This window comes from Adhaeribacter terreus (assembly GCF_042657365.1).
GTDB classification, from domain to species: domain Bacteria; phylum Bacteroidota; class Bacteroidia; order Cytophagales; family Hymenobacteraceae; genus Adhaeribacter_A; species Adhaeribacter_A terreus.
In genome coordinates, this window is the sequence record NZ_JBHSKT010000001.1 from 275,647 (window position 1) to 295,942 (window position 20,296).

General features: G+C 46.1%; 17 protein-coding genes. 7 read left to right on the forward strand and 10 right to left on the reverse strand.

Annotated features, from left to right (window positions below; translation table 11 throughout):
• Positions 1-60 precede the first annotated feature (60 nt).
• The 6 genes from lolB1 to ACFPIB_RS01255 form a co-directional block, all read right to left on the reverse strand.
• Entirely contained in the window at positions 61-837 is a 777-nt protein-coding gene (gene lolB1 / locus ACFPIB_RS01230) for a lipoprotein insertase outer membrane protein LolB1 (protein ID WP_378015592.1), read from the reverse strand.
• Entirely contained in the window at positions 830-2,632 is a 1,803-nt protein-coding gene (locus ACFPIB_RS01235; protein ID WP_378015593.1) for a tetratricopeptide repeat protein, read from the reverse strand. The genes lolB1 and ACFPIB_RS01235 overlap by 8 nt, the downstream gene beginning before the upstream one ends.
• A 6-nt stretch (positions 2,633-2,638) precedes the next feature.
• Complete coding sequence (locus ACFPIB_RS01240; protein WP_378015594.1) at positions 2,639-3,646, reverse strand: sugar nucleotidyltransferase; 1,008 nt, start codon at positions 3,644-3,646, stop codon at positions 2,639-2,641.
• A gap of 106 nt (positions 3,647-3,752) precedes the next feature.
• Positions 3,753-4,187 (reverse strand): dUTP diphosphatase, encoded by a 435-nt coding sequence (dut, locus tag ACFPIB_RS01245; protein WP_378015595.1) that lies wholly within the window; start codon positions 4,185-4,187, stop codon positions 3,753-3,755.
• 32 nt (positions 4,188-4,219) lie between these two features.
• A complete protein-coding gene (locus ACFPIB_RS01250; protein WP_378015596.1) occupies positions 4,220-5,731 on the reverse strand; it encodes an oligosaccharide flippase family protein in 1,512 nt (503 codons plus the stop codon).
• Between the two features lie 246 nt (positions 5,732-5,977).
• A complete protein-coding gene (locus ACFPIB_RS01255) occupies positions 5,978-6,760 on the reverse strand; it encodes an enoyl-CoA hydratase/isomerase family protein (RefSeq protein WP_378015597.1) in 783 nt (260 codons plus the stop codon).
• 204 nt (positions 6,761-6,964) lie between these two features.
• On the opposite strand from ACFPIB_RS01255, the gene mscL reads away from it, so the two are divergent.
• The 4 genes from mscL to ACFPIB_RS01275 all read left to right on the forward strand — a co-directional run bounded on the left by mscL (position 6,965) and on the right by ACFPIB_RS01275 (position 9,455).
• Entirely contained in the window at positions 6,965-7,399 is a 435-nt protein-coding gene (gene mscL / locus ACFPIB_RS01260; protein ID WP_378015598.1) for a large-conductance mechanosensitive channel protein MscL, read from the forward strand.
• 83 nt (positions 7,400-7,482) lie between these two features.
• Positions 7,483-8,409: a DUF3078 domain-containing protein gene (locus ACFPIB_RS01265; RefSeq protein WP_378015599.1), complete on the forward strand. Its 927-nt coding sequence runs from the start codon at positions 7,483-7,485 to the stop codon at positions 8,407-8,409.
• Between the two features lie 140 nt (positions 8,410-8,549).
• A complete protein-coding gene (locus tag ACFPIB_RS01270; RefSeq protein WP_378015600.1) occupies positions 8,550-8,855 on the forward strand; it encodes a hypothetical protein in 306 nt (101 codons plus the stop codon).
• Positions 8,856-9,107: 252 nt separating this feature from the next.
• The gene (locus ACFPIB_RS01275) at positions 9,108-9,455 is read left to right on the forward strand and encodes a hypothetical protein (protein ID WP_378015601.1); all 348 of its coding nucleotides are present in this window, start codon (positions 9,108-9,110) and stop codon (positions 9,453-9,455) included.
• 157 nt (positions 9,456-9,612) lie between these two features.
• On the opposite strand, the gene infB is transcribed toward ACFPIB_RS01275, so the two are convergent.
• The 3 genes from infB to ACFPIB_RS01290 form a co-directional block, all read right to left on the reverse strand.
• Positions 9,613-12,708, reverse strand: coding sequence for a translation initiation factor IF-2 (gene infB / locus ACFPIB_RS01280; protein ID WP_378015602.1), 3,096 nt, complete (start codon positions 12,706-12,708; stop codon positions 9,613-9,615).
• A 150-nt stretch (positions 12,709-12,858) separates the two neighbouring features.
• On the reverse strand, positions 12,859-14,124 hold the full coding sequence (nusA, locus tag ACFPIB_RS01285) for a transcription termination factor NusA (RefSeq protein WP_378015603.1): 1,266 nt from the start codon (positions 14,122-14,124) through the stop codon (positions 12,859-12,861).
• A gap of 6 nt (positions 14,125-14,130) precedes the next feature.
• On the reverse strand, positions 14,131-14,604 hold the full coding sequence (locus ACFPIB_RS01290) for a ribosome maturation factor RimP (RefSeq protein ID WP_378015604.1): 474 nt from the start codon (positions 14,602-14,604) through the stop codon (positions 14,131-14,133).
• Between the two features lie 227 nt (positions 14,605-14,831).
• Between ACFPIB_RS01290 and ACFPIB_RS01295 the strand changes: the two genes are divergently transcribed.
• From ACFPIB_RS01295 to ACFPIB_RS01305, 3 genes are all read left to right on the forward strand, one after another.
• Positions 14,832-15,923: an endonuclease/exonuclease/phosphatase family protein gene (locus ACFPIB_RS01295; RefSeq protein WP_378015605.1), complete on the forward strand. Its 1,092-nt coding sequence runs from the start codon at positions 14,832-14,834 to the stop codon at positions 15,921-15,923.
• A gap of 777 nt (positions 15,924-16,700) precedes the next feature.
• Positions 16,701-18,191: a cysteine--tRNA ligase gene (gene cysS, locus ACFPIB_RS01300; RefSeq protein WP_378015606.1), complete on the forward strand. Its 1,491-nt coding sequence runs from the start codon at positions 16,701-16,703 to the stop codon at positions 18,189-18,191.
• The gene (locus tag ACFPIB_RS01305; RefSeq protein ID WP_378015607.1) at positions 18,184-19,215 is read left to right on the forward strand and encodes a M28 family peptidase; all 1,032 of its coding nucleotides are present in this window, start codon (positions 18,184-18,186) and stop codon (positions 19,213-19,215) included. Before cysS ends, ACFPIB_RS01305 begins: the two co-directional genes overlap by 8 nt.
• A 92-nt stretch (positions 19,216-19,307) precedes the next feature.
• Here the strand turns inward: ACFPIB_RS01305 and ACFPIB_RS01310 are convergent, their stop codons facing one another.
• Positions 19,308-20,195, reverse strand: coding sequence for a S66 peptidase family protein (locus ACFPIB_RS01310; RefSeq protein ID WP_378015608.1), 888 nt, complete (start codon positions 20,193-20,195; stop codon positions 19,308-19,310).
• Positions 20,196-20,296 lie beyond the last annotated feature (101 nt).

Sequence of the window (20,296 nt, forward strand, 5' to 3'; positions counted from 1 at the left end):
CCGTTTTACTTCAGAAAACGGTAGCGTTTTGTGCTTAAAAAGTCAGATCCAAATCCGAAATTACTTGCGCTGGTAATCGGCCGGCACCGAGAACGGGAATTGCATATCCGGCTCGTTGAAACTGTACTTGTTGTATTTAATAGCCACGGAAGCAGCTTTGGAATTCGGGTCCGGGTTGGAAGCGCGTTGCAGCAATACCAAAGCCGCCGTCGGGAAAAGGTTGGTGCCCTGCGTTTCAAATTCGTTGTAAGTAGCTACAATGGCGTCGCCGGTTTTTTCGTCAATCACCTGCATGCTTTTCAGTTTGCGCATTTCCACATCCAGAAACTGATTAATGAGCAGGTTGTTGCGCAATTGCTGGATCTGCTGCATTTCGCCGCCTTTAATTTCTTTTATCGTACCCGGCTCGCCTGGTAAATAATTGCCTAAAAGCATGGCCTGAAGCATATCGAACGAAGCCGCAATGTTATATTTCTTTTGCAGCATCGAAAAATTTCCGGCAATATATTCGCGCTGCAAACGATTCAGGATTTGAATGGTATCGGGGGTGATGCGCGCGCGGGCCGCTTCAATTCCCAGAGCCGGCACAATAGAGATCCAGATCACGCTGTCTTTTTTAATGCGGATGGTTACCGCCGAACCAATTTTTTCGTCGGGCTTTTCCAGTTGCATCCGGCCTTTGGCGCTGAAAGTCGTAAATTCGGTGTTCACCACGTTTACGGTTACATTCGGCACCGGTGCGGCCGTAGCCGAAGTTACCGGAACGGTTTCCTTTTTGCAGGCACTTCCCAGAAACGCTATCGAAATGGCCAGAAAAAGTGCTTTGCGTCTATTCATAAAGTTTTTTGTCACGTATTTTTTTGTCGATCAGGTCCGACGCACCGCCGGCTTTTTTAGCTTGCTGCCACTGGTTCAGGGCTTCGTCTTTTTTACCCAGCTGGAAAAGCACATCGCCGTAATGTTCTATCACGGTGCCGTCTTTGCTGGTTTGCAGGGCTTTTTCCAGGTAAGTTTTGGCGTTTGCATAATCTTTCATTTTATACAGAACCCAGGCGTAAGTATCTAAATACGTACTTTCTTCCGGCGCCATTTTCAGCAGTTTTTCGGCCATTTCCTTGGCTTTTGGCAGGTCCTGGTTTCTAACCGATAGAAAGTAACTGTAGTTGTTCAGCACGTGAATATTATTCGGGTCTATGGCCAGCACCGCTTCGTACGCATTATTCGATTTTTCGTATTGCTTCATCGAATTATAAGCGTCGCCGAGCTGCAGGTTAAATTGCGTTTGCAGTTCCGGTACGTCGGCCGAAAGTTTTTTTCCGAATTCCAGGGCTTTAGCGGCTTTGCTGTAATTTTTCTTGATCAGGTGCGCCGTGCCGTTATAAAACCACACCACCGCCTGGTTTGGAAACAGATCGGTTGCTTTTTCGGTGTGTGCCAGCAAAGAATCATTTTCGCCGAGTTCAGCATCGAGCACAATAAGTTGTTGCCAGACCTGGAAATGCGATTTGTCGAACTTCAGCGACTTTGCATAAAAATCGCGGGCTGCTTTTTTGTTGCCACTCAGCGCCTGAATATCGCCAGAAATGGCATAGGCTTTTGCTTCGGAAGGATGTGCTTTTACGGTAAGCGTAGCCAGTTGGGTAGCGGTTGGTTCCAGGTCCTTGTTCGGCAATTGCTGCATGTACCGCACCAGAATCCCGATCTTATCGTCTATACTCAGCAACGGACTTCCGAAAGCAATTTTTATTTGTTCTTCAGCCGCTTGCGTGTCTTTTTTCTGGCGGTAAAGGTCCGAAAGCAACAAATGCACCTGCGGGTCTTCGGGTACATCGGAGCGCAGCAAGCGGTTCAATAACGCAATCCCTTCATCCGGGCGGTTATTCGAACCCAGTATCTGGGCCTGCGCCATCACAAACTGCGGTTCCGTGGGGTTATTATCGATCAGTTTCTGACCTTCGGCCAGCGCTTTATCCAGGTTGTTCTGTTTTAAATAAAGCTGCTGCTTCCGGAAAATGATTTGTTCCAGTTCGCCGAATTGCTTTTCAGCTCTTTCGTAAATCCGAACGGCGTCTTCAATTTTGTTCTGCGCTAAATAGAGATCCGCCAGATTGAAATAATACATTTCTTCCTGCGGAAATTTCTCGAGCAGCCGGGTAAAAACGTTGGTAGCTTCGGTAAACTGCTGCCGGCTGGCATAAAGCTGGCCTAAAAGCAAATAATAGTAACTGTTTTCCGGGTCCAGATCGAGCGCGGCTTTAGCAAAAGGCAGTGCTTCGTTTTCCTTCCGGATGTTCAGGTACATTTCCGCGATCTTGAAATTGACCGCCGCATTGGTAGGGTTCATTTTATAAGCCTGCATAAAAGACTCCAGCGCCTGCGGATAATCTTCGAGCATGGCATATTTTACGCCGTCCAGGAAAAAACTTTCGCTGGCCTGCCGGGCTTTTGCATCTATTTCGGCAGGAATTACCAGCGCAGTTTTTTTCTTTTTGCGGTTCCGCTTTTCGAGTTTTTCCTGGCGTTTGCGTTCTTTCCGTTCTTTTTTCGTTTCAGAATGCTGGGCAAAAACCGGGGTGCCTGCTGCGGTAAACAACAGGAAAGATGCAAAAAAGAAAATTCGGATGCGGAACATTAAATATTAGTCTCTGATGGTGTTGTAATCGCCGACGCTCAGGTCAGACTGCTTTCCTTGTAACGTAACGAAGCTTCCCACCATAGAGTTCGTCAGGTTGCTGTTGCGCAGGTCGCTGCTTTCCTGAACGATGGAATTGCTGATAACGGTATCGTAAACGCCGGTTTTTTTACCAATGGAAACGTGCGGGCCTACTACCGAGTTGGTAATTACGGCTTCGTCGCCAATAAATACCGGCGGAATAATTACCGAATTGGTGATCTTGGCCGTTGGCGAAACCAGGTCTTTTTCGTCTTTAATATATTCTAAATAACGCTGGTTGGTATAAACGGTCGCATTTTTATTACCGCAATCCAACCATTCCGAAATTTTGCCCGGCACGAACTTCGTACCTTTATTCTTCATGTTTTCCAGCGCATTTGTCAGTTGGTATTCGCCTTTATCGGTAATGTTGTTATCCAGCAAATACTGCAATTCCGAACGTAGATACGCGCCGTCTTTGAAATAATAGATCCCGATAATGGCTAAGTCTGAAACGAACTCCGTTGGCTTTTCCACGAAATCGGTGATCTCGTTCTGGGCGTTCATTTTAATTACCCCGAAAGCGCTCGGATCGTTCACCTGCTGCACCCAGATCGTGCCATCGGCCGAAGTATCGAGGGTGAAATCGGCTTTGAATAACGTATCGGCAAACGCAACCACTACTTTCCCGTCCAGGGCTTCTTTGGCGCACATAATGGCATGAGCCGTTCCCAGCGGTTGGTCCTGGTAATGAATCGTACCTTTGGCACCTACCGAAGCCGCAATTTCCAGCAGTTTCGCTTCCACTTCTTTCCCGAAATCGCCGATAATAAAGGCAACCTGCTCAATTGGTTCGTGGCAAACTTTGGCAATATCTTCTACCAGACGCTGTACAATTGGTTTGCCAGCTATAGGAACAAGTGGTTTAGGAACGGTAAGGGTATGCGGACGCATGCGTTTGCCCATGCCCGCCATTGGTACAATTATTTTCATGGTTTTAAGGTTTTTCCGGCTGGTGAGCCGGTTAAGTTTTTTAAGATGGAATGTAGAATTCAGAAATTACGGTATTGAGTTTTTCAGGTGAAAAACCTACCGTTTTTTAATTTTTGCCGGTGCTGCCGTAGCCGCCCGCGCCACGTTCCGTTTCCGAAAGTTCGGCGGTTTCGAGCCAGTTTACGGTTTCGTGTTTAGCTACTACCATTTGCGCAATGCGTTCGCCGTCCTCTATCAGAAATTCTTCTTCAGAGAGGTTTACCAGCAATACTTTTATTTCGCCGCGATAATCAGCATCTATGGTGCCGGGGCTGTTTAAAACCGTAATGCCGTGTTTATAAGCCAAACCACTCCGCGGACGAATTTGGGCTTCAAAACCTTCGGGTAGTTCAATAAATAAACCCGTTGGAATTAAGGCGCGCTGCAGCGGTTTTAAACTTACAGCGGTGTCGAGGTTGGCGCGCAGGTCGAGGCCGGCGGAAAGGGAAGTCTGGTAAGCCGGCAACGCATGCCGCGATTGGTTAATAACTTTTAATTGCATGTAAATGCTGCTTTGTCAGAATAAAAACGGTATCAGTTGCGGGTTAAAAACTGCTTGATGAATTTTGGTTTTTCGAAGGCATAAATGCTGAGCAGGAATAAGCCGCACAGCAAAATATGAAATATATGCCGCAAAATAAAATTATCGATCTCGATCAGGAAACTTGCCGCCGTTAGCACAATGGCCAGCATTAAATAACTGCTGATCGCTTTCACCGGATACGGAACCGGATAATGACGGTTGCCTAAAACCAAACAAACGGCTGCCATGGTAAAATAACAAATAAGCGTGGTAATGGCGCAACCCATATAACCCAGTTTCGGGATTAATACCCAGTTCAGCACAATGGTTAGCAACGCGCCGCCGAAACTGATGTAGGTGCCGTAATGCGTTTTATCGGTAAGTTTAAACCACACCGAAAGGTTGTAATACGCGCCCAGAAATAAATTTGCCAGCAATAAAATCGGCACCACTCTTATACCGGTGCGGTAACTTTCCTGGCCCAAAAGCATCTGAAAATCTTCGAGGTTGGCGGAAATAAAAAGGAAAATAAACGCGCAGCAGATCATGAACCACTTCATAACTTTGGCAAACATTTTCGGCGAATTTTTATCCTGGCTCTGCGAAAAGAAGAATGGTTCGGCCGCATAGCGGAACGCCTGAATGGTAAGCGTCATGAAAATGGAAAGTTTGTAGCAGGCGCCATAAATACCCACGGCCGCTAAATTGCTTACGCCAGGGTAAAAACCTTCCGGAAGCCATTCTTTCAATAAAATTCTATCCAAAACTTCGTTTACCATGCCGGCCAGACCCATAAACATTAGCGGATACGCGTAACGCAAAAGTGGTTGTAACCAGGCAAAATCGAGCTTAAAACGGAACCTTGCAAATTCGCGCCAGAGCATCGGGATGTAAAGTAAATTCACGATCAGGTTCACCAGGAAAACATAGCCAACGCGCAATTCTGGATCATAGATCTTTGTGATGTACGGTTGCAAGGCAGGCAGAAAATCGCCTTCGTAAACGTTCTGGCAGAAAAATAGAAAGAAGATATTGGCCGTAACGATCAGTATTACATTAAGCAACCGCAAACTGGCAAACCGAATGGCTTTATTATCGAGGCGCAAGCGCGCAAATGGAATAGCAACAATGGCATCGGTGGCTAAAATTATGGCGAGCCAGACAATGTAATGCGCCTTATCGGGGTATTCTAAAAGGGTGGCTATTTGCCCGGAAAACGCTATGAGAATGCTGGAAAAAACTAAGCTGCTAACCAAAAGCAAACTCTGCACGCGGTTATAGGTTTCGCGTTTGTCGTATTCGGGTTTGTTGGCGAAACGGAAAAAAGCCGTTTCCATGCCATAGGTATAAATAATATTGAAGAAGGCAACGTACGCGTAAAGTTCGGTTACAATTCCGTATTCTTCGGGCGCAAACATTTTGGTGTAAAACGGCACCAGCAAATAATTCAGCGCCCGCCCGACAATGGTACTGATGCCGTAAGCGGCCGTTTGGCTGGCCAGTTTTCTCGCAATTGCGCTCATTTATAGTGATTAGTGTTTAGTGAATAGTGATTAGTATTTAATGTTAATGCGTAGTGGATTTATAAGTCTGATACTTAGCTCCGTATAAATTTATAGTTTTTATTTTCGGCTTCAACCAGATCTTAACTAATCACTAATCATTATTCACTAATCACTATTAAAAATGGTATCCTTTTCAGCGGAAAAACCCACCGGCCCGGGGTAGGAGCGAGGTGGGTTTTATTTATGGCGGAGTAAGTTTATGGCTTAGTGACCGGAAAAGGCTGGTTTGCGTTTCTCGAGGAAAGCGCGGGTGCCTTCTTTAAAATCGGCTGAACCGCAGCAGCGGCTGAAAGAGTTTGCTTCCGTCTGGAAACCTTGTTCTTCTTTGTCATACACGGCATTTACGCAATCAATAACCAAACCAACGGCCAGCGGCGCTTTTGCGGTAATTTTCTGCATAATTTCGCGGCATTTGTGCATCAGTTTACTTTGCGGTACTACGTGGTTTACCAAACCATAACCGTAAGCTTCCTGCGCGTTAATCATATCGCCGGTCATCATCAGTTCCAGCGCTTTGCCTTTGCCAACCAACTGGGTTAAACGCTGCGTGCCACCGTAACCCGGTATAACGCCTAAGTTCACTTCCGGCTGACCGAATTTTGCGTTATCGGCTGCAATACGAATGTGGCAGGCCATGGCCAGTTCGCAACCGCCGCCCAAAGCAAAACCGTTTACGGCTGCAATTACGGGCTTGGTGCAATATTCTATCATGTCAAAAGTTTCCTGACCGCGCTCAGCAAAACGGCGGCCGATCACTTCGTTCAGTTCGGCAATTTCCGCAATATCGGCGCCGGCAACAAACGCTTTTTCGCCATCGCCGGTAAAAATAACGCCTTTAATTTCGTCGTCGTCGTAAACTTCCTGCATCGCATTTCTGATTTCCTTTACCGTTTCAATATTCAGCGCGTTCATTTTGCTCGCACGGTTTATTGTAATCGTCAGGATGCCTTCCTGCAGGTCGAGTTTAAGATTGGAATAAGTAGTCATAATTTGCGCAAAGGCTTTCAGTTTATGATAATGATTGCGGTGCAAAGATAAGGAAAACGCCGTAAAGAATAGCTTTTCTTGCCAGTAACTAAAATTTCAGCCCTTTCAGAAATATATTTATTTTATATATAGCATTTGTGTAGGGAAAATGCTTATTTAGTAAGGTAAATTACTACACTTTCAACCTCTTATATCTGGAACACTATGGGATTTATTTCTGAGTTTAAAGAATTTGCCTCCAAGGGAAACGTAATGGATCTGGCTGTTGGGGTGGTAATTGGTGCGGCCTTCGGTAAAATTGTGGCCTCGTTCGTAAACGATGTGCTCATGCCGCCGCTCGGTATTATTATTGGCGGCGTAGATTTTAAACACCTGAAAATTCCGCTGAAAAGCGCCGTAATGGAAAACGGCAAAGTAGTTACCGAAGCCGTTACGCTGAACTACGGAAATTTTATTCAGACCCTGGTCGATTTCCTGATTATAGCCTTTGCAATTTTCCTGCTTATAAAAGCAATTAACCGGTTGAAACGGAAGAAAGTAGAAACGGTAGTAGCCGAAGAAGTGGTGAAGAAGCTTACGCACGAAGAAGAATTGCTTACCCAGATCCGCGATCTGTTGCGCGAGCGTCCACGGGTTTAAGTATACCAGATTTTTTAACCCCCGGGCGGGCTTAGCCGTATTCGTTTCCGAATGCCGTTAAGCCCGCTTTTATTTACTATTTCATGAAAAAACTTCTACTCACATTCCTTACTTTTTTCACTTTTTTACCTACCGTTTTTGCCCAGGAAGCTGACTCAACCAAATACTGGAACTGGGGCGGCGCCGGTACCATAAATGTGGGCCAGGTGGCGCTCAGCAACTGGGCGGCCGGCGGACAAGGTACCGTGAACGTATTAGGACTGGCCAGCCTTTTTGCCAATTACAAACGCGGCACCAGCGCCTGGGATAATACCCTGAATGTGAATTACGGCGGAAATAAAACAGGCAAAGATAAATTCCGGAAAAGCGACGACAAGCTGGAACTGAACGCCAAATACGGCCGCCACGCTTTTGGGAAATGGTATTACGCCGGCCAGTTCAATGTGAAAACCCAGATTTCGCCTACCTATTTTAAAGATACCGATTCGGTAATTTCCGATTTTTTAAGCCCGGCTTTTATCATGACTTCTCTGGGTTTGGATTATCGCCCGAACGAAGATTTTTCGCTGTTCATTTCGCCGGCTACCGGTAAATTTACGTTGGTAAAAAGCCAGCGGCTGGCCGATGCGGGTGCTTTTGGGGTGAAACCGGGTGAACTGAACAAAGATGGTTTCCGGGTGCCGAATACGGGGGAACGTTTCCGCGAAGAAATTGGCGCTTATATAGCCATGCGCCTGCGCCGCGACCTGATGGAAAACATCAAGCTGCAAACCCGCCTCGAACTTTATTCCAGCTACAACAATAACCCGAGCAATATAGATGTGAACTGGGAAAACCGCATCGATATGAAGGTGAACAAATTCATTTCCGTAAGTTTAATTACCGAGCTGATCTACGACGACGATATTATGATTGCCGTTGACCGGGACGACGACGGGGTTTATGAAGGAGCAGGCCCGCGGACCCAATTCAAGGAAACATTAGGGGTAGGTTTATCCTATAAATTCTGATGTAATTATTTGTTTGTCAGGCAAAACGGTACCCTTTTCGAACTAAAAACCCGGCTGGCTACGTTAGAAAATATTTGGTATGAATATTGGTTTTCAATAACTTGCCTGTTCATTTTTTTATGCGCTTACCCCATTTGTTTATGAAAAAGATATTTGGATTTGTTTTCACGATCATGTTGTTCTTCGCAGTTTCTTCTGCCAATGCCCAAAGCCAGGGCAACCAACGTGCTCAGGATAATAATGTATACGGCGACGATGCCGCTACTGCCAGACCGGTTTCGCCTTATGCCAGCAATACGGGCAGTTTTACCGTTACGAAGTTTAAAGAAAGCAAAACGAAAAAGAAATTGCGCCGCGGCGAAGCCCGTTCCCGCTTATCGGTTCCGCAGCCTAAAGGCAAACCGCTTAAGCATAAAAAGAAACGCAAATTCCTGTTTTTCGGCTAGGAATAATGTTAATTAAGATCCGGTTCTTATTCAAGGAACCGGATTTTTTTTGCCCGCACTTTTTAAGGCTGAAAGAATAGCGTTTTTCAGTTTTAAAAATCCTTCAGGTTTTGGCTGACCTATGCATTTAATATTATTGAAGAAATATATAGTATATTCGGTAATCCGATTACGTTTATCCGCCTAATGGTGGTGGGATAAACGTAGTTATTACGTATATATAGTAGTTAGCAGCCATAAAACTAAGTCATCGTGCGTCTCAAGAAAAATAGCCGACCAATAAACTTTAGAAATGTAAAGCAATATCTTTCATTCGGAGTAGTATTGCTTTGTCTTTATCCCTTTATTAAAGAATGTGATAGGCGTAAGGCAATTAAGAACGACGATAAAGAATATATGAAGGCAGTAGTTAATGAAAAGTCTTATCTACCTAACAATCCAGTTTCAGCTAAGTTTTATTATCAATACCAGTTTAAGGTAAATGATAACGTTTACAATGGAACAACGATGGATTCGAAGTATCATCCTGGAGACTCTATAGAAATTGAATACGTGAAAAACGACCCAGACAAGAATTGTCCAAAAGGTTATTATAAATAAGAAAAATTTCGGCTGCTAACCACACCTATAAGGCAGCTACGCCCCCTTATAGCCCAGTACGTTAGGCCTTATTTTAATTCAAGAAAAGTAAAAAACCCTTCCGCTTTGCAGCAGAAGGGTTTTTTACTTTAAAACGCTACCGTTTTTCGGTTAGAAACTACAGCGTACGTTTTACTTCTTTCTCTGTGTATGCTTCAATAATGTCGCCAACCACCAGGTCGTCGAATTTCTTGATGCTGATACCGCATTCGAAACCGGTACGAACTTCCGCTACATCGTCTTTGAAACGTTTCAGCGCCTGGATATCGCCGGAATGAACCACGATACCATCGCGAACAACTCTGATCTTGGAGTTTCTGGTAATGGTACCATCGGTAACCATACAGCCCGCAATAGTGCCCACTTTCGTGATCTTAAATACTTCACGTACTTCCACGTTGGCCACAATTACTTCCTGAACGGTTGGGGCTAACATACCTTCCATCGCGTCTTTCAGTTCGTTGATGGCGTTGTAGATGATCGAGTACAGACGGATATCGATCTGTTCCTGCTCTGCCAGTTTACGCGCATTCAGTGAAGGACGAACCTGGAAACCAATAATGATCGCATCGGAAGCCGAAGCCAGCAATACGTCTGATTCTGAGATCTGACCTACGCCTTTGTTCAGAATATTTACCTGTACTTCCGGCGTAGAAAGTTTCAGCAATGAATCGGAGAGGGCTTCTACCGAACCATCCACGTCACCTTTCACGATCACATTCAGTTCCTTGAACGAACCGATAGCCAAACGACGACCGATCTCATCCAGAGTAATGTGTTTCTTGGTACGCATGCTCTGCTCGCGTTGTAACTGCGTGCGGTTGCTTGCCAGTTCGCGGGCTTCGCGTTCCGTTTCCATTACCTGCAACTTGTCGCCAGCCTGTGGAGCGCCATCCAGACCTAACACCTGAACCGGAGTAGACGGAATAGCTGCTTTCATTTTCTTACCACGGTGGTCGGTCATGGCTTTTACACGGCCATAATGCGAACCAGCTAATACGATATCGCCAACCTTTAAGGTACCCGTTTGAACCAGTACGGTAGTTACGTAACCACGGCCTTTATCCAGGGAAGCTTCGATAACGGTACCTACTGCGTTTCTGTTCGGGTTCGCTTTCAGTTCCAGAATTTCAGCTTCAAGCAATACCTTCTCTAACAGATCCGGAATACCCTGGCCAGATTTGGCCGAAATTTCCTGGCATTGGTATTTACCACCCCACTCTTCCACTAAAACGTTCATGGCGGCAAGCTGCTCACGAATTCTGTCCGGGTTGGCGGCTGGTTTATCTATTTTGTTAATTGCAATTACAATTGGCGAACCGGCGGCCTGTGCGTGATTTAATGCTTCTTTTGTCTGAGGCATTACATCATCGTCGGCGGCTACTACAATAATAACTACGTCGGTTACTTTCGCACCACGGGCACGCATCGCGGTAAACGCTTCGTGACCTGGAGTATCCAGGAAGGTGATCCGTTTGCCGGTTTCTGTCATTACGTCGTATGCACCAATGTGCTGCGTAATACCACCTGCTTCGCCGGAGGCTACGCGGGAATTACGGATGTAGTCGAGCAAGGAAGTTTTACCGTGGTCAACGTGACCCATGATCGTAACGATCGGGGCACGGTCTACCAGATCCGCTTCATCGTCTTCTTCTATAATGCTTTCTTCTTCTTCTGCAGAAAGGAATTCTACATCGTAGCCAAACTCATCGGTAATAATGGTAATAGCTTCAGCATCGAGGCGTTGGTTAATGGAAACGAACATGCCCAAGCCTAGGCAAACCTTAATTACTTCGTTCACGCTCACGTTCATTAAAGAAGCTAAGTCGTTGGCCGAAATAAATTCAGTCAGTTTCAGGGTTTTAGATTCTGATTGCTCCTGCATTCTTTGTGCTTCGGTAGCATCGGCAATGGCAGAGCGTTTTTCTCTACGATATTTGGAACGGCTACCCTGGCTACCACCTTTACCACCACTTAAGCGGGCAAGCGTCGCCTTGATCTGTTCCTGAATTTGCTTGTCGGTAACTTCCGGTTTCGGATTAGCAGCCTGAATAGGACGTTGATTGCCTTGTCCCGGACGGTTACGATCGCCTGGACGGCCACCTCCGCCACCCGGACGCTGTCCACCCTGACCCTGGCCGCCTCCGCCTTGCGGACGATCGCCTGGTACATTGGTAGTTGGCGCCTGCGTAATGATGCGCTTGCGTTTTTTCTTATCGCCACCCTGGCCTGGCTGACCCGGACGGTTTTTATTGTCGGAAGAAGCTACCGGTTTGCCGCCTTTTTTGCGGAAAGAATCTTTTGGAAGCTCAATTTTACCTAATACCGTTAAACCTTTCAGCTGATCGCCTTTGGCAGCAATGGTTTCTATTGCATCGCTTGCCGGAGTAGCAGGTGGCGTTGGCGTGGCCGGAGTAGCAGGAGCAGCAGGTTGTGCTTTTGGTGCTTCCGTTTTAGGAGCCTCCGGTTTCGGAGTTTCAGCCTTCGGCGTTTCTGCTTTTGGTGCTTCTGTTTTAGGAGCTTCCGGTTTCGGAGCTGCGGCTACTGGCTGAACAGGTTCAGCTTTCGGGGCATCCGGTTTCGGAGTTTCTGCTTTTGGTACTTCTACCTTCGGAGCTTCCGGTTTTGGAGTTTCTACTGGTTTTTCAGCGGCCGGTGCCGGAGTTTCTGCTTTTGGAGCCGGAGCTGGTTCCGCAGCTTTTGTTTCTGCCGGTGTCGGTGCTTCGGTTACTTTTGGCGTTTCAGGTGCTTTTGGTGCAGCTGGTTTGCCTTTGGCATCGAGGTCTATTTTACCTAATACTTTAATACCTGGCAGTTTTACGCCGGTAGCCGGAGCTTCTTCCTCGGTTTTAGCCGGGGCAGCTGGTTTGGCCTCCGCAACAGGAGCGGGAGTTGGCTGAGGAGCTGGAGCAGGTGTTGCCACAACTGGTTTAGCCGGAGCAGCAGGCTTGGCCGGAATTTCCGGTTCTGCTTCCTTGGCTTTTTTAACTTCCAGTTCCGGAGCTTTTTTAACTTTTTCCAGGGCTTCCAGTTTGTCGGCTACAGAAGATTCAAACGCTTTGAGCAATAACTTGAACTGTTCCTGGGTAATTTTTGCGGTAGGTTTATTCTCGATCTCAAAACCTTTGAGGGTCAGGAATTCTACCACAGAAGAAATACCTATGTTCAAAGTTTTTGCAGCCTGATTTAGCCTCATTGTTTTTTCTTCTGTCATGCTCAACTGTTCGGTATTATATATTTTAATGGTTAACAGGTAATTCGTTGTAAGATAGCAATCGCAAATTTCGGTAATTTTCCCGAAATAAGCACTTTTTAACGCCCAAAGGCTAGCGTTTTTCTGCCAGCCCCGGGAGTTAATAAAAAATTAAGCTTCGGTTTCAGTTTCCGTTTCCGAATCGAATTCCTGACGGATAATATTCAGGACATCTTCTACGGTTTCTTCTTCCAGTTCGGTTCTGCGTACCAGGTCTTCTTTGCTTACCGCCAGAACTGATTTTGCCGTGTCAAGACCGATCTTTTTCAGTTCGTCCAGCACCCACGCTTCAATTTCGTCGGAGAATTCGTCGAGGGCAATGTCTTCGTCGTACTCTTCCTGCTCGCGGAACACGTCTATTTCCAGGCCAACCAAACGGCTTGCCAGTTTAATGTTCTGTCCACCTTTACCAATGGCTAAAGATACCTGATCCGGTTTCAGGAATACGGCTACGCGGCCTTCTTCCTGGTTTATCTTCATGCTGGTAATTTTAGCCGGGCTCAGCGCACGCTGAATGTAAAGCTCCAGGTTATCAGTATAATTAATTACGTCGATGTTTTCGTTCTCGAGTTCACGCACAATGGTGTGAATACGGGAACCTTTCATACCCACGCAGGCACCTACCGGATCGATACGGTCGTCGTAAGATTCTACGGCAACTTTCGCTCTTTCGCCCGGTTCGCGCACAATATTTTTGATCACGATCAGGCCGTCATAAATTTCCGGAACTTCGTTCTCGAACAAACGCTCTAAAAACACCGGAGATGTACGGGAAAGAATGATCTTCGGGTTGCCGTTAATTACTTCTACTCTCGAAACTACGGCCCGAACGTTGTCGCCTTTACGGAAACGGTCTTTCGGAATCTGCTCGCCTTTCGGGATGATCAGTTCGTTTTCTTCAGCGTCTAAAAGCATTACCTCGCGGTTCCAAACCTGGTAAACTTCGCCGGAAATGATCTCGCCCACCAGGTCTTTATATTTCTGGTAAACGATCTCTTTTTCCATATCCTTAATGCGCTGGATCAGGGTCTGGCGGGCAGTTAAAACCGCACGACGACCGAAATCTTCCAGCTTTACTTCTTCGGCCAGTTCTTCGCCAATTTCGAAATCGGGCTCAATTTTCTGGGCTTCAGAAAGCGGAATTTTATCGTGATCCCAGATATCTTCAGAGTTATCATCCACGATCTCGCGGTTGCGCCAGATCTCTAAATCGCCTTTCTCTACGTTCAGAATAATATCGAAATTATCGTCGGTGCCCCATTTTTTACGGATCATGGTACGGAATACGTCTTCCAGGATCCGCATCATGGTTGGGCGGTCTATATTCTTAAATTTCGCAAACTCGGCGAAAGAATCGATCAAAACTGAACTGTTCATGCTGTTCTATTTAAAAGATATTACAATATTGGCTTTCACAATATCGGCGAACGGAATGCTTGTAGCTTCTGCTGCCATTTTTTTGTTCTTGCCTTTACTTTCTTCGGTTAAAAGGATACCGTTTTCCGTTACTTCGTTCAGAACGCCAACTTTTTCTGCTCCATCGGCCATTTTAAGTTTCAGTTTGCGACCCACGTTGCGCTGGTACTGGCGCGGCGTAGTAAGCGGGTAGTCGATGCCCGGCGAAGTTACTTCCAGCACGTAGCTAAACTCTTCGCCCTGCTGTTCTTCGATACGCTTAGCCAACCGGCGGCTGATGCTGGCGCACTGGTCGATGCTGATGCCCTGGTCGCCGTCGGCCATTACAGTTACTTTGGGTTTTATCGGCGAATCGGATACGGTTACGCCAACCAAAAACAGGTCGCTTTCGGGCAATATTCCTTCCAGCATTTTTTCAACGGCTGCGGCAGTCAGGCTCATGGTTTAAGTTAAAAACGAAATAATAAGAAACAAAACAGGGGACTTTCGTGTCCCCTCGCTTCCCCTGATTTTCCGACAAAAGTACGAACAAAACTTGATTTTTGCAAATAGTGGTTTTTTATTCCGTTAAGATACCGTTTTTCTGAGCCATTCCTTTTAAGGTTAAGCTGCATATTGCACGCTATTTTGCTACTTTTGTTTTTCAATTCTGAACACCCTGAAGCTGCGTGCGCCGGACTTTCATTTTTACACTTTATTTATTTACGCTGGCCTGGTTGCTGATCGGGGTGGTTTGCATAAATACGCCGCCCGCTACTTTCTGGCCTGCCGGTTTTATTGGCATGACTTTGCCGGTGCCGCTGCTGCTGAACCTGGGTTTCCTGTTTTACTGGCTCTTCGGAAAATCTGTGCGGGTTTTATTGCCGGTAGCGGTATTGTTTCTGGCCTGGGGCTTTTACAAACGCGGTTTCGCCATTAATCTTCTATCTGGTAAAGCGGCTGAAAATGATAAAACCCTGACGGTGCTGAGCTATAACGTGCGGATCTTTAATTTATATGAACACCTGCGGGTAGATGGGTTTGAGATATCGATAGAAGAAATTAACTGGGTAAAGAAGTTTCCGGCCGATGTGCTTTGCCTGCAGGAATTTTATAACGAGCCCGGCCATAATATTTACAATTCGGTAGAAAAGATCTGGAAAGGGAATGCTAAATACGCTTTTGTTTCCAAATCGCTGGTAAACCGCGTGGGCGGACAGTTCGGTATGGCTATTTTTTCGAAATTTCCGATCGTTAATAAAGGCTCTATCAAGTTTGGGAAACTGACGCAGAACCACGGCATGTTTGCTGACCTGAAAATGGGGGAAGATACTATTCGCATTTACAATTTTCATTTGCAGAGCATGAGCATTGAAGAGAAGGAAATTGTGGAAAGTTATTCGGGCGAAAGCCAGGAAAAAATGATGCGGGTGAAGCAGTTGGGCGGCAGGTTAAAGAAAGGTTTCCTGAAACGAAGCGCGCAGGTAGATACGTTGGTGGCGCATTTTCAGGCTTGCCGGTACCCGGTTATTATTGGCTGCGACCTGAACGATACGCCGTATAGCTATACTTACGATAAATTCGACGGCCTGCTGAATAACGCTTTTACGAAGGCTGGTAACGGTTTTGGAGCGACGTACAACGGTAAATTGCCTTTCCTGCGGATCGATAATCAGTTTTTTAGCGATGATTTTAGCGTGACGGATTTTAAAGTGCATAAGGATGTTCCGTATTCGGATCACTTCCCGGTTTCGGCTACTTATGTTTTAAAAGAGAAGTAACGGGTTTTTTGCGTTTAAAAGCATAGCGTTTTTTGTGTCATCCTGAACGCTAGTGAAGGACCTTGTTAGTGGCATGTAGTTTTTATACTATAAATGATACCGTTTTTTTAGGTCTTCTCGACACTAGGAGAGATCTCATCAAGTTGGTAGAAGCGTTTGCTATTAAGTTTTTTAGCTAAAAGTGATACCGTTTTTATAGCTAACTTCTTTACTGATTTTCAACTTTTAACTTTCATAGTTAGCTTTCACCCTCAAGCCGGGCGGGCTTCGTTTCTGCGTTCGCGTCTCACCCTTTCCTAACCGCAGGCGGCTTTTCTGACGAAACCGGAAAGTGCGGAGGCCGCGCACGCAGAAACTGGTATCAGTTTCCCTTCGTAGCCAGCTTTTTTTTAGTTTAGTTTTCTGGCAAACGTGGTTTTCGAGAAATGCTGCGCTGGGGATAGCGTGCAACGGGTTTGTGAAAAAAGCTCCCCTCCTTTTCAAGGAGGGGTTGGGGTGGTTTAATCCCTTAATCCTTTAATCTGATGAATCCCAATTCAGACAATTTAAAAATCCTGACCATCCCAATAATCCTAAAAATCCTGTTCAAAGGCAAATCCTTTCATATCTCAATCCTTAAAATCCTGATTCAGGCGAATTTATTACGGTTGGCGTTAAGGGAAGGTATGGGAATTTGACGAAACTGTTAAGGCCTTCTGCCATTATTTAATTAAACTCTTAACTTTGTTCTTTACTTTTCGGGTCCAAAACCCTACCGTTTTAACGAACGAATTGCTTATGACTAATTTTCCGCTGAAAATATACAATACGCTTACCCGCAAAAAAGAACTTTTTGAGCCTATTGCTGCGCCTTTTGTAGGCATGTACGTGTGCGGTCCAACGGTTTACGGCGATGCGCATTTAGGCCACGCCCGCGCGTATGTTTCTTTCGATGTGCTGTACCGTTACCTGAAAAATGTTGGCTATAAAGTGCGTTACGTGCGCAATATTACCGATGTGGGCCATTTGGTGAACGATGCGGACGAAGGAGAAGATAAGATCGGGAAAATTGCGAAGCTGGAGAAACTGGAACCGATGGAAGTTGTGCAGCATTTTACCAATAGCTTCCATAACGACATGGCGCAGCTGAACATTCTGTCGCCGGATATTGAACCGCGTGCTTCGGGCCATATTATTGAACAGATCGAAATGATCCGGGAAATTCTGGATAACGGGCTCGCTTACGAAGTGAACGGTTCGGTTTATTTCGATGTGCCGGCTTATAATAAAGAGCATAAATACGGGAAACTTTCGGGCCGCGTAATTGAAGATCTGCTTTCCAATACCCGTGAGCTGGAAGGGCAGCAGGAAAAACGTTCGCCGCTGGATTTTGCGCTCTGGAAAAAAGCTTCGCCGGAGCACATTATGCGCTGGCCTTCGCCGTGGGGCGATGGTTTCCCTGGCTGGCATTTGGAGTGTTCGGCCATGAGCCGTAAATATTTAGGAACTACGTTCGATATTCACGGCGGCGGTTTAGACTTAATGTTCCCGCACCACGAATGCGAAATTGCGCAGAGCCAGGCCAGCAACAGCCATTCCGACGAAGCCAAATATTGGGTTCATAATAATATGATCACGATAAGCGGGCAGAAAATGGGTAAGTCGCTGGGCAACTTTATTACGCTGGGCGAACTGTTTTCCGGCGAGCATAAAATGGTGGATATGCCTTATTCGCCGATGACCTTGCGTTTCTTTATCTTGCAGGCGCATTACCGGAGCACGCTGGATTTCAGCAACGAAGCTTTGCAGGCGGCCCGGAAAGGTTACGTGAAACTGATGAACGCATTGCGCTTGCTTGAAAAACTGGAAGCCGCTTATGCCGAAATTGCGGTAGAAGGGGAAGTGGCAGCCGATGTAGAAAAGATGTTCGAAAGCTGCTACCAGAGTTTAGCCGACGATCTGAATACCGCAAAAGCCATTTCCGGCCTGTTCAACGTGGTTTCGTTTCTGAACGGTAAGTTCCGGGAAACAGTAGTTTCTGCCGAAGTTTCCAAAGCTACTTTCGATTTCATGCTGCAAAATTTCCGGAACCTGGTGCTGGATATTTTAGGTTTGAAAGATGAAAAACCGGCCGATGCTGATGGCTTGCTGGAAGTAGTACTGGAATTCTATAAAAAGGCCAAAGCCGAAAAAGATTATGCGCAGGTAGATGCCATTCGCGCCGCGCTGAAAAAGCAAAACCTTGTACTAAAAGATTCTAAAACCGGAGTAGACTGGAGTTATGAATAAGAAACTGATTGCCGCCACTTTTTTAACTGTTTTTGGTACCGTTTTCTGGAGTTGCGACTCTAAAACGCAGAAGCAGGAAAAAACGGAGAAAGCTCCCGAGATCAAGGAACCTGAATTGCTGAAAAGTCCGGCTTTTATTGCCGATTCAGCCTATCATTATACGGCTAAGCAGGTTGGTTTCGGGCCACGCATTCCAAATACCGAAGCCCACGTAAAAACCGGTGACTTCTTAATAGAGAAACTGAAACAATTTGGGGCTACCGTAACAGTTCAGGAATTCGAGAGCATGGCTTTCGACGGGAAAATGCTGAAAATGCGCAATATTATCGGCTCTATAAATCCGGAAGCGAAAAAACGTATTATGCTGGCTGCCCACTGGGATACGCGCCCCTGGGCCGATAAAGATTACCAGAAAAAAGATGAACCAATAGACGGCGCCAACGACAGTGCGAGCGGGGTAGGTATTCTGCTGGAAATTGCCCGCGTAATTAATGGTTCGCAGGAAAAACCAAACGTAGGCGTAGATATTGTATTTTTTGATGGTGAAGATTACGGCTACGATGAAAGTACGCAGCGCGATAAAGTAAACAGATTAGCCAACAGCGGTACCGATTCGTGGTGCCTGGGCTCGCAGTATTGGGCTAAAAATCTGCACGTGCCGGGCTATAAAGCTGAATATGGTATTCTACTGGATATGGTGGGTTCTAAAACGGCCAAATTTGCCAAGGATGCTTCGTCCAGAAATTATGCGGCCCACGTGCTGAATAAAGTTTGGGATGTGGCCGGCAAAATTGGTTATGGCGATTATTTTGTGAATGTGAACACGCCCGGCATTACCGACGACCACGATTACGTAAACGCAGCCGGCATTCCGATGATCGATATTATTGAGTACAACCCGCTTACAAACGATTATTTTGCCCCATACCACCACACGCACCAGGATAATATGAGCATTATTGAGCGTCGCAGCTTGAAAGCCGTAGGCCAAACAGTGCTGGAAGTTATTTACAGGGAGTCGTAAAAACGGTATTGATTTTAAGCTAAAAAGTCCTGAATGGCTGGCTAAGGCTGGCGGTTCAGGACTTTTTTATTGTATCAATATTCAAAACTTCTCTAAACATACTTCAACCAACTTCCATTTTCCCCAACTTCCAGCTTCACTTTCCGGCCGCAAACCAAGGCTAAATTATGCGCTTCGTGGCCTACCGGAAAATCGAAGCAAACCGGGAAATTGTATTTGGCTGTGTGTTCGCGGATAATTTCGTAAGCGTTCTGCCCGAAGGGGATCAGGTTGTCTTTCATGTCGCTCATGTGACCGATGATGAGGCCGGCGAGGTTTTGTAATTTGCCGCAACGGTCTAAATGCACCAGCATCCGGTCGAGGTGATACAAATATTCGTCGAGATCTTCCAGGAAAAGAATTTTACCGCTGTAATCGAAATCTGATCTTGTGCCGATTATGGTGTGCAGGATCGATAAGTTGCCACCTACCAATTTGCCTTCAGCAGTGCCCAGGCGGTTAAAAGTATGCGCGGGAACTTCGTAAAAAATTGCTTCCCCGAACAGAATTTTACGCAGACTTTCAAGAGCGGCTTCGCTGCCTTCACGCGGAAAAAGAATGGGCATAATGGCGTGCAGACTTTCGAAACCGAGCTGGTATAAATGCGCATGTAGAGCCGTTACGTCGCTGAAACCAATTACCCATTTCGGGTTTTGCGCGAATTTGGTAAAATCCAGTTCGTCGAGAATACGGGCCGTGCCGTAGCCGCCGCGTGCGCATAAAATCGCTTTTACGCTGGCATCGTTGAGGAAACGTTGCAAGTCATTTCTACGGAGTTCATCGGGGCCGGCAAACTGGTGGAACTCCGCGCCAATGGTTTCGCCTAAAATTACTTCCAGGCCCCAGCTCTGCAACACATTTATGGCAGGCTGCATTTCTTCCAAACTTACTTTTCGGGCGGTGGAAACGATCGCAATTTTATCGCCGGCTTGCAGGTTCATTGTTTAATGATTGAATGAGAGAATGACTAAATGTAAGAATTTATGAATGCTTGAATTGGTAATTTCAGGATTAAAGTAAGCAGTTTTTTAGCGGGAAAGCA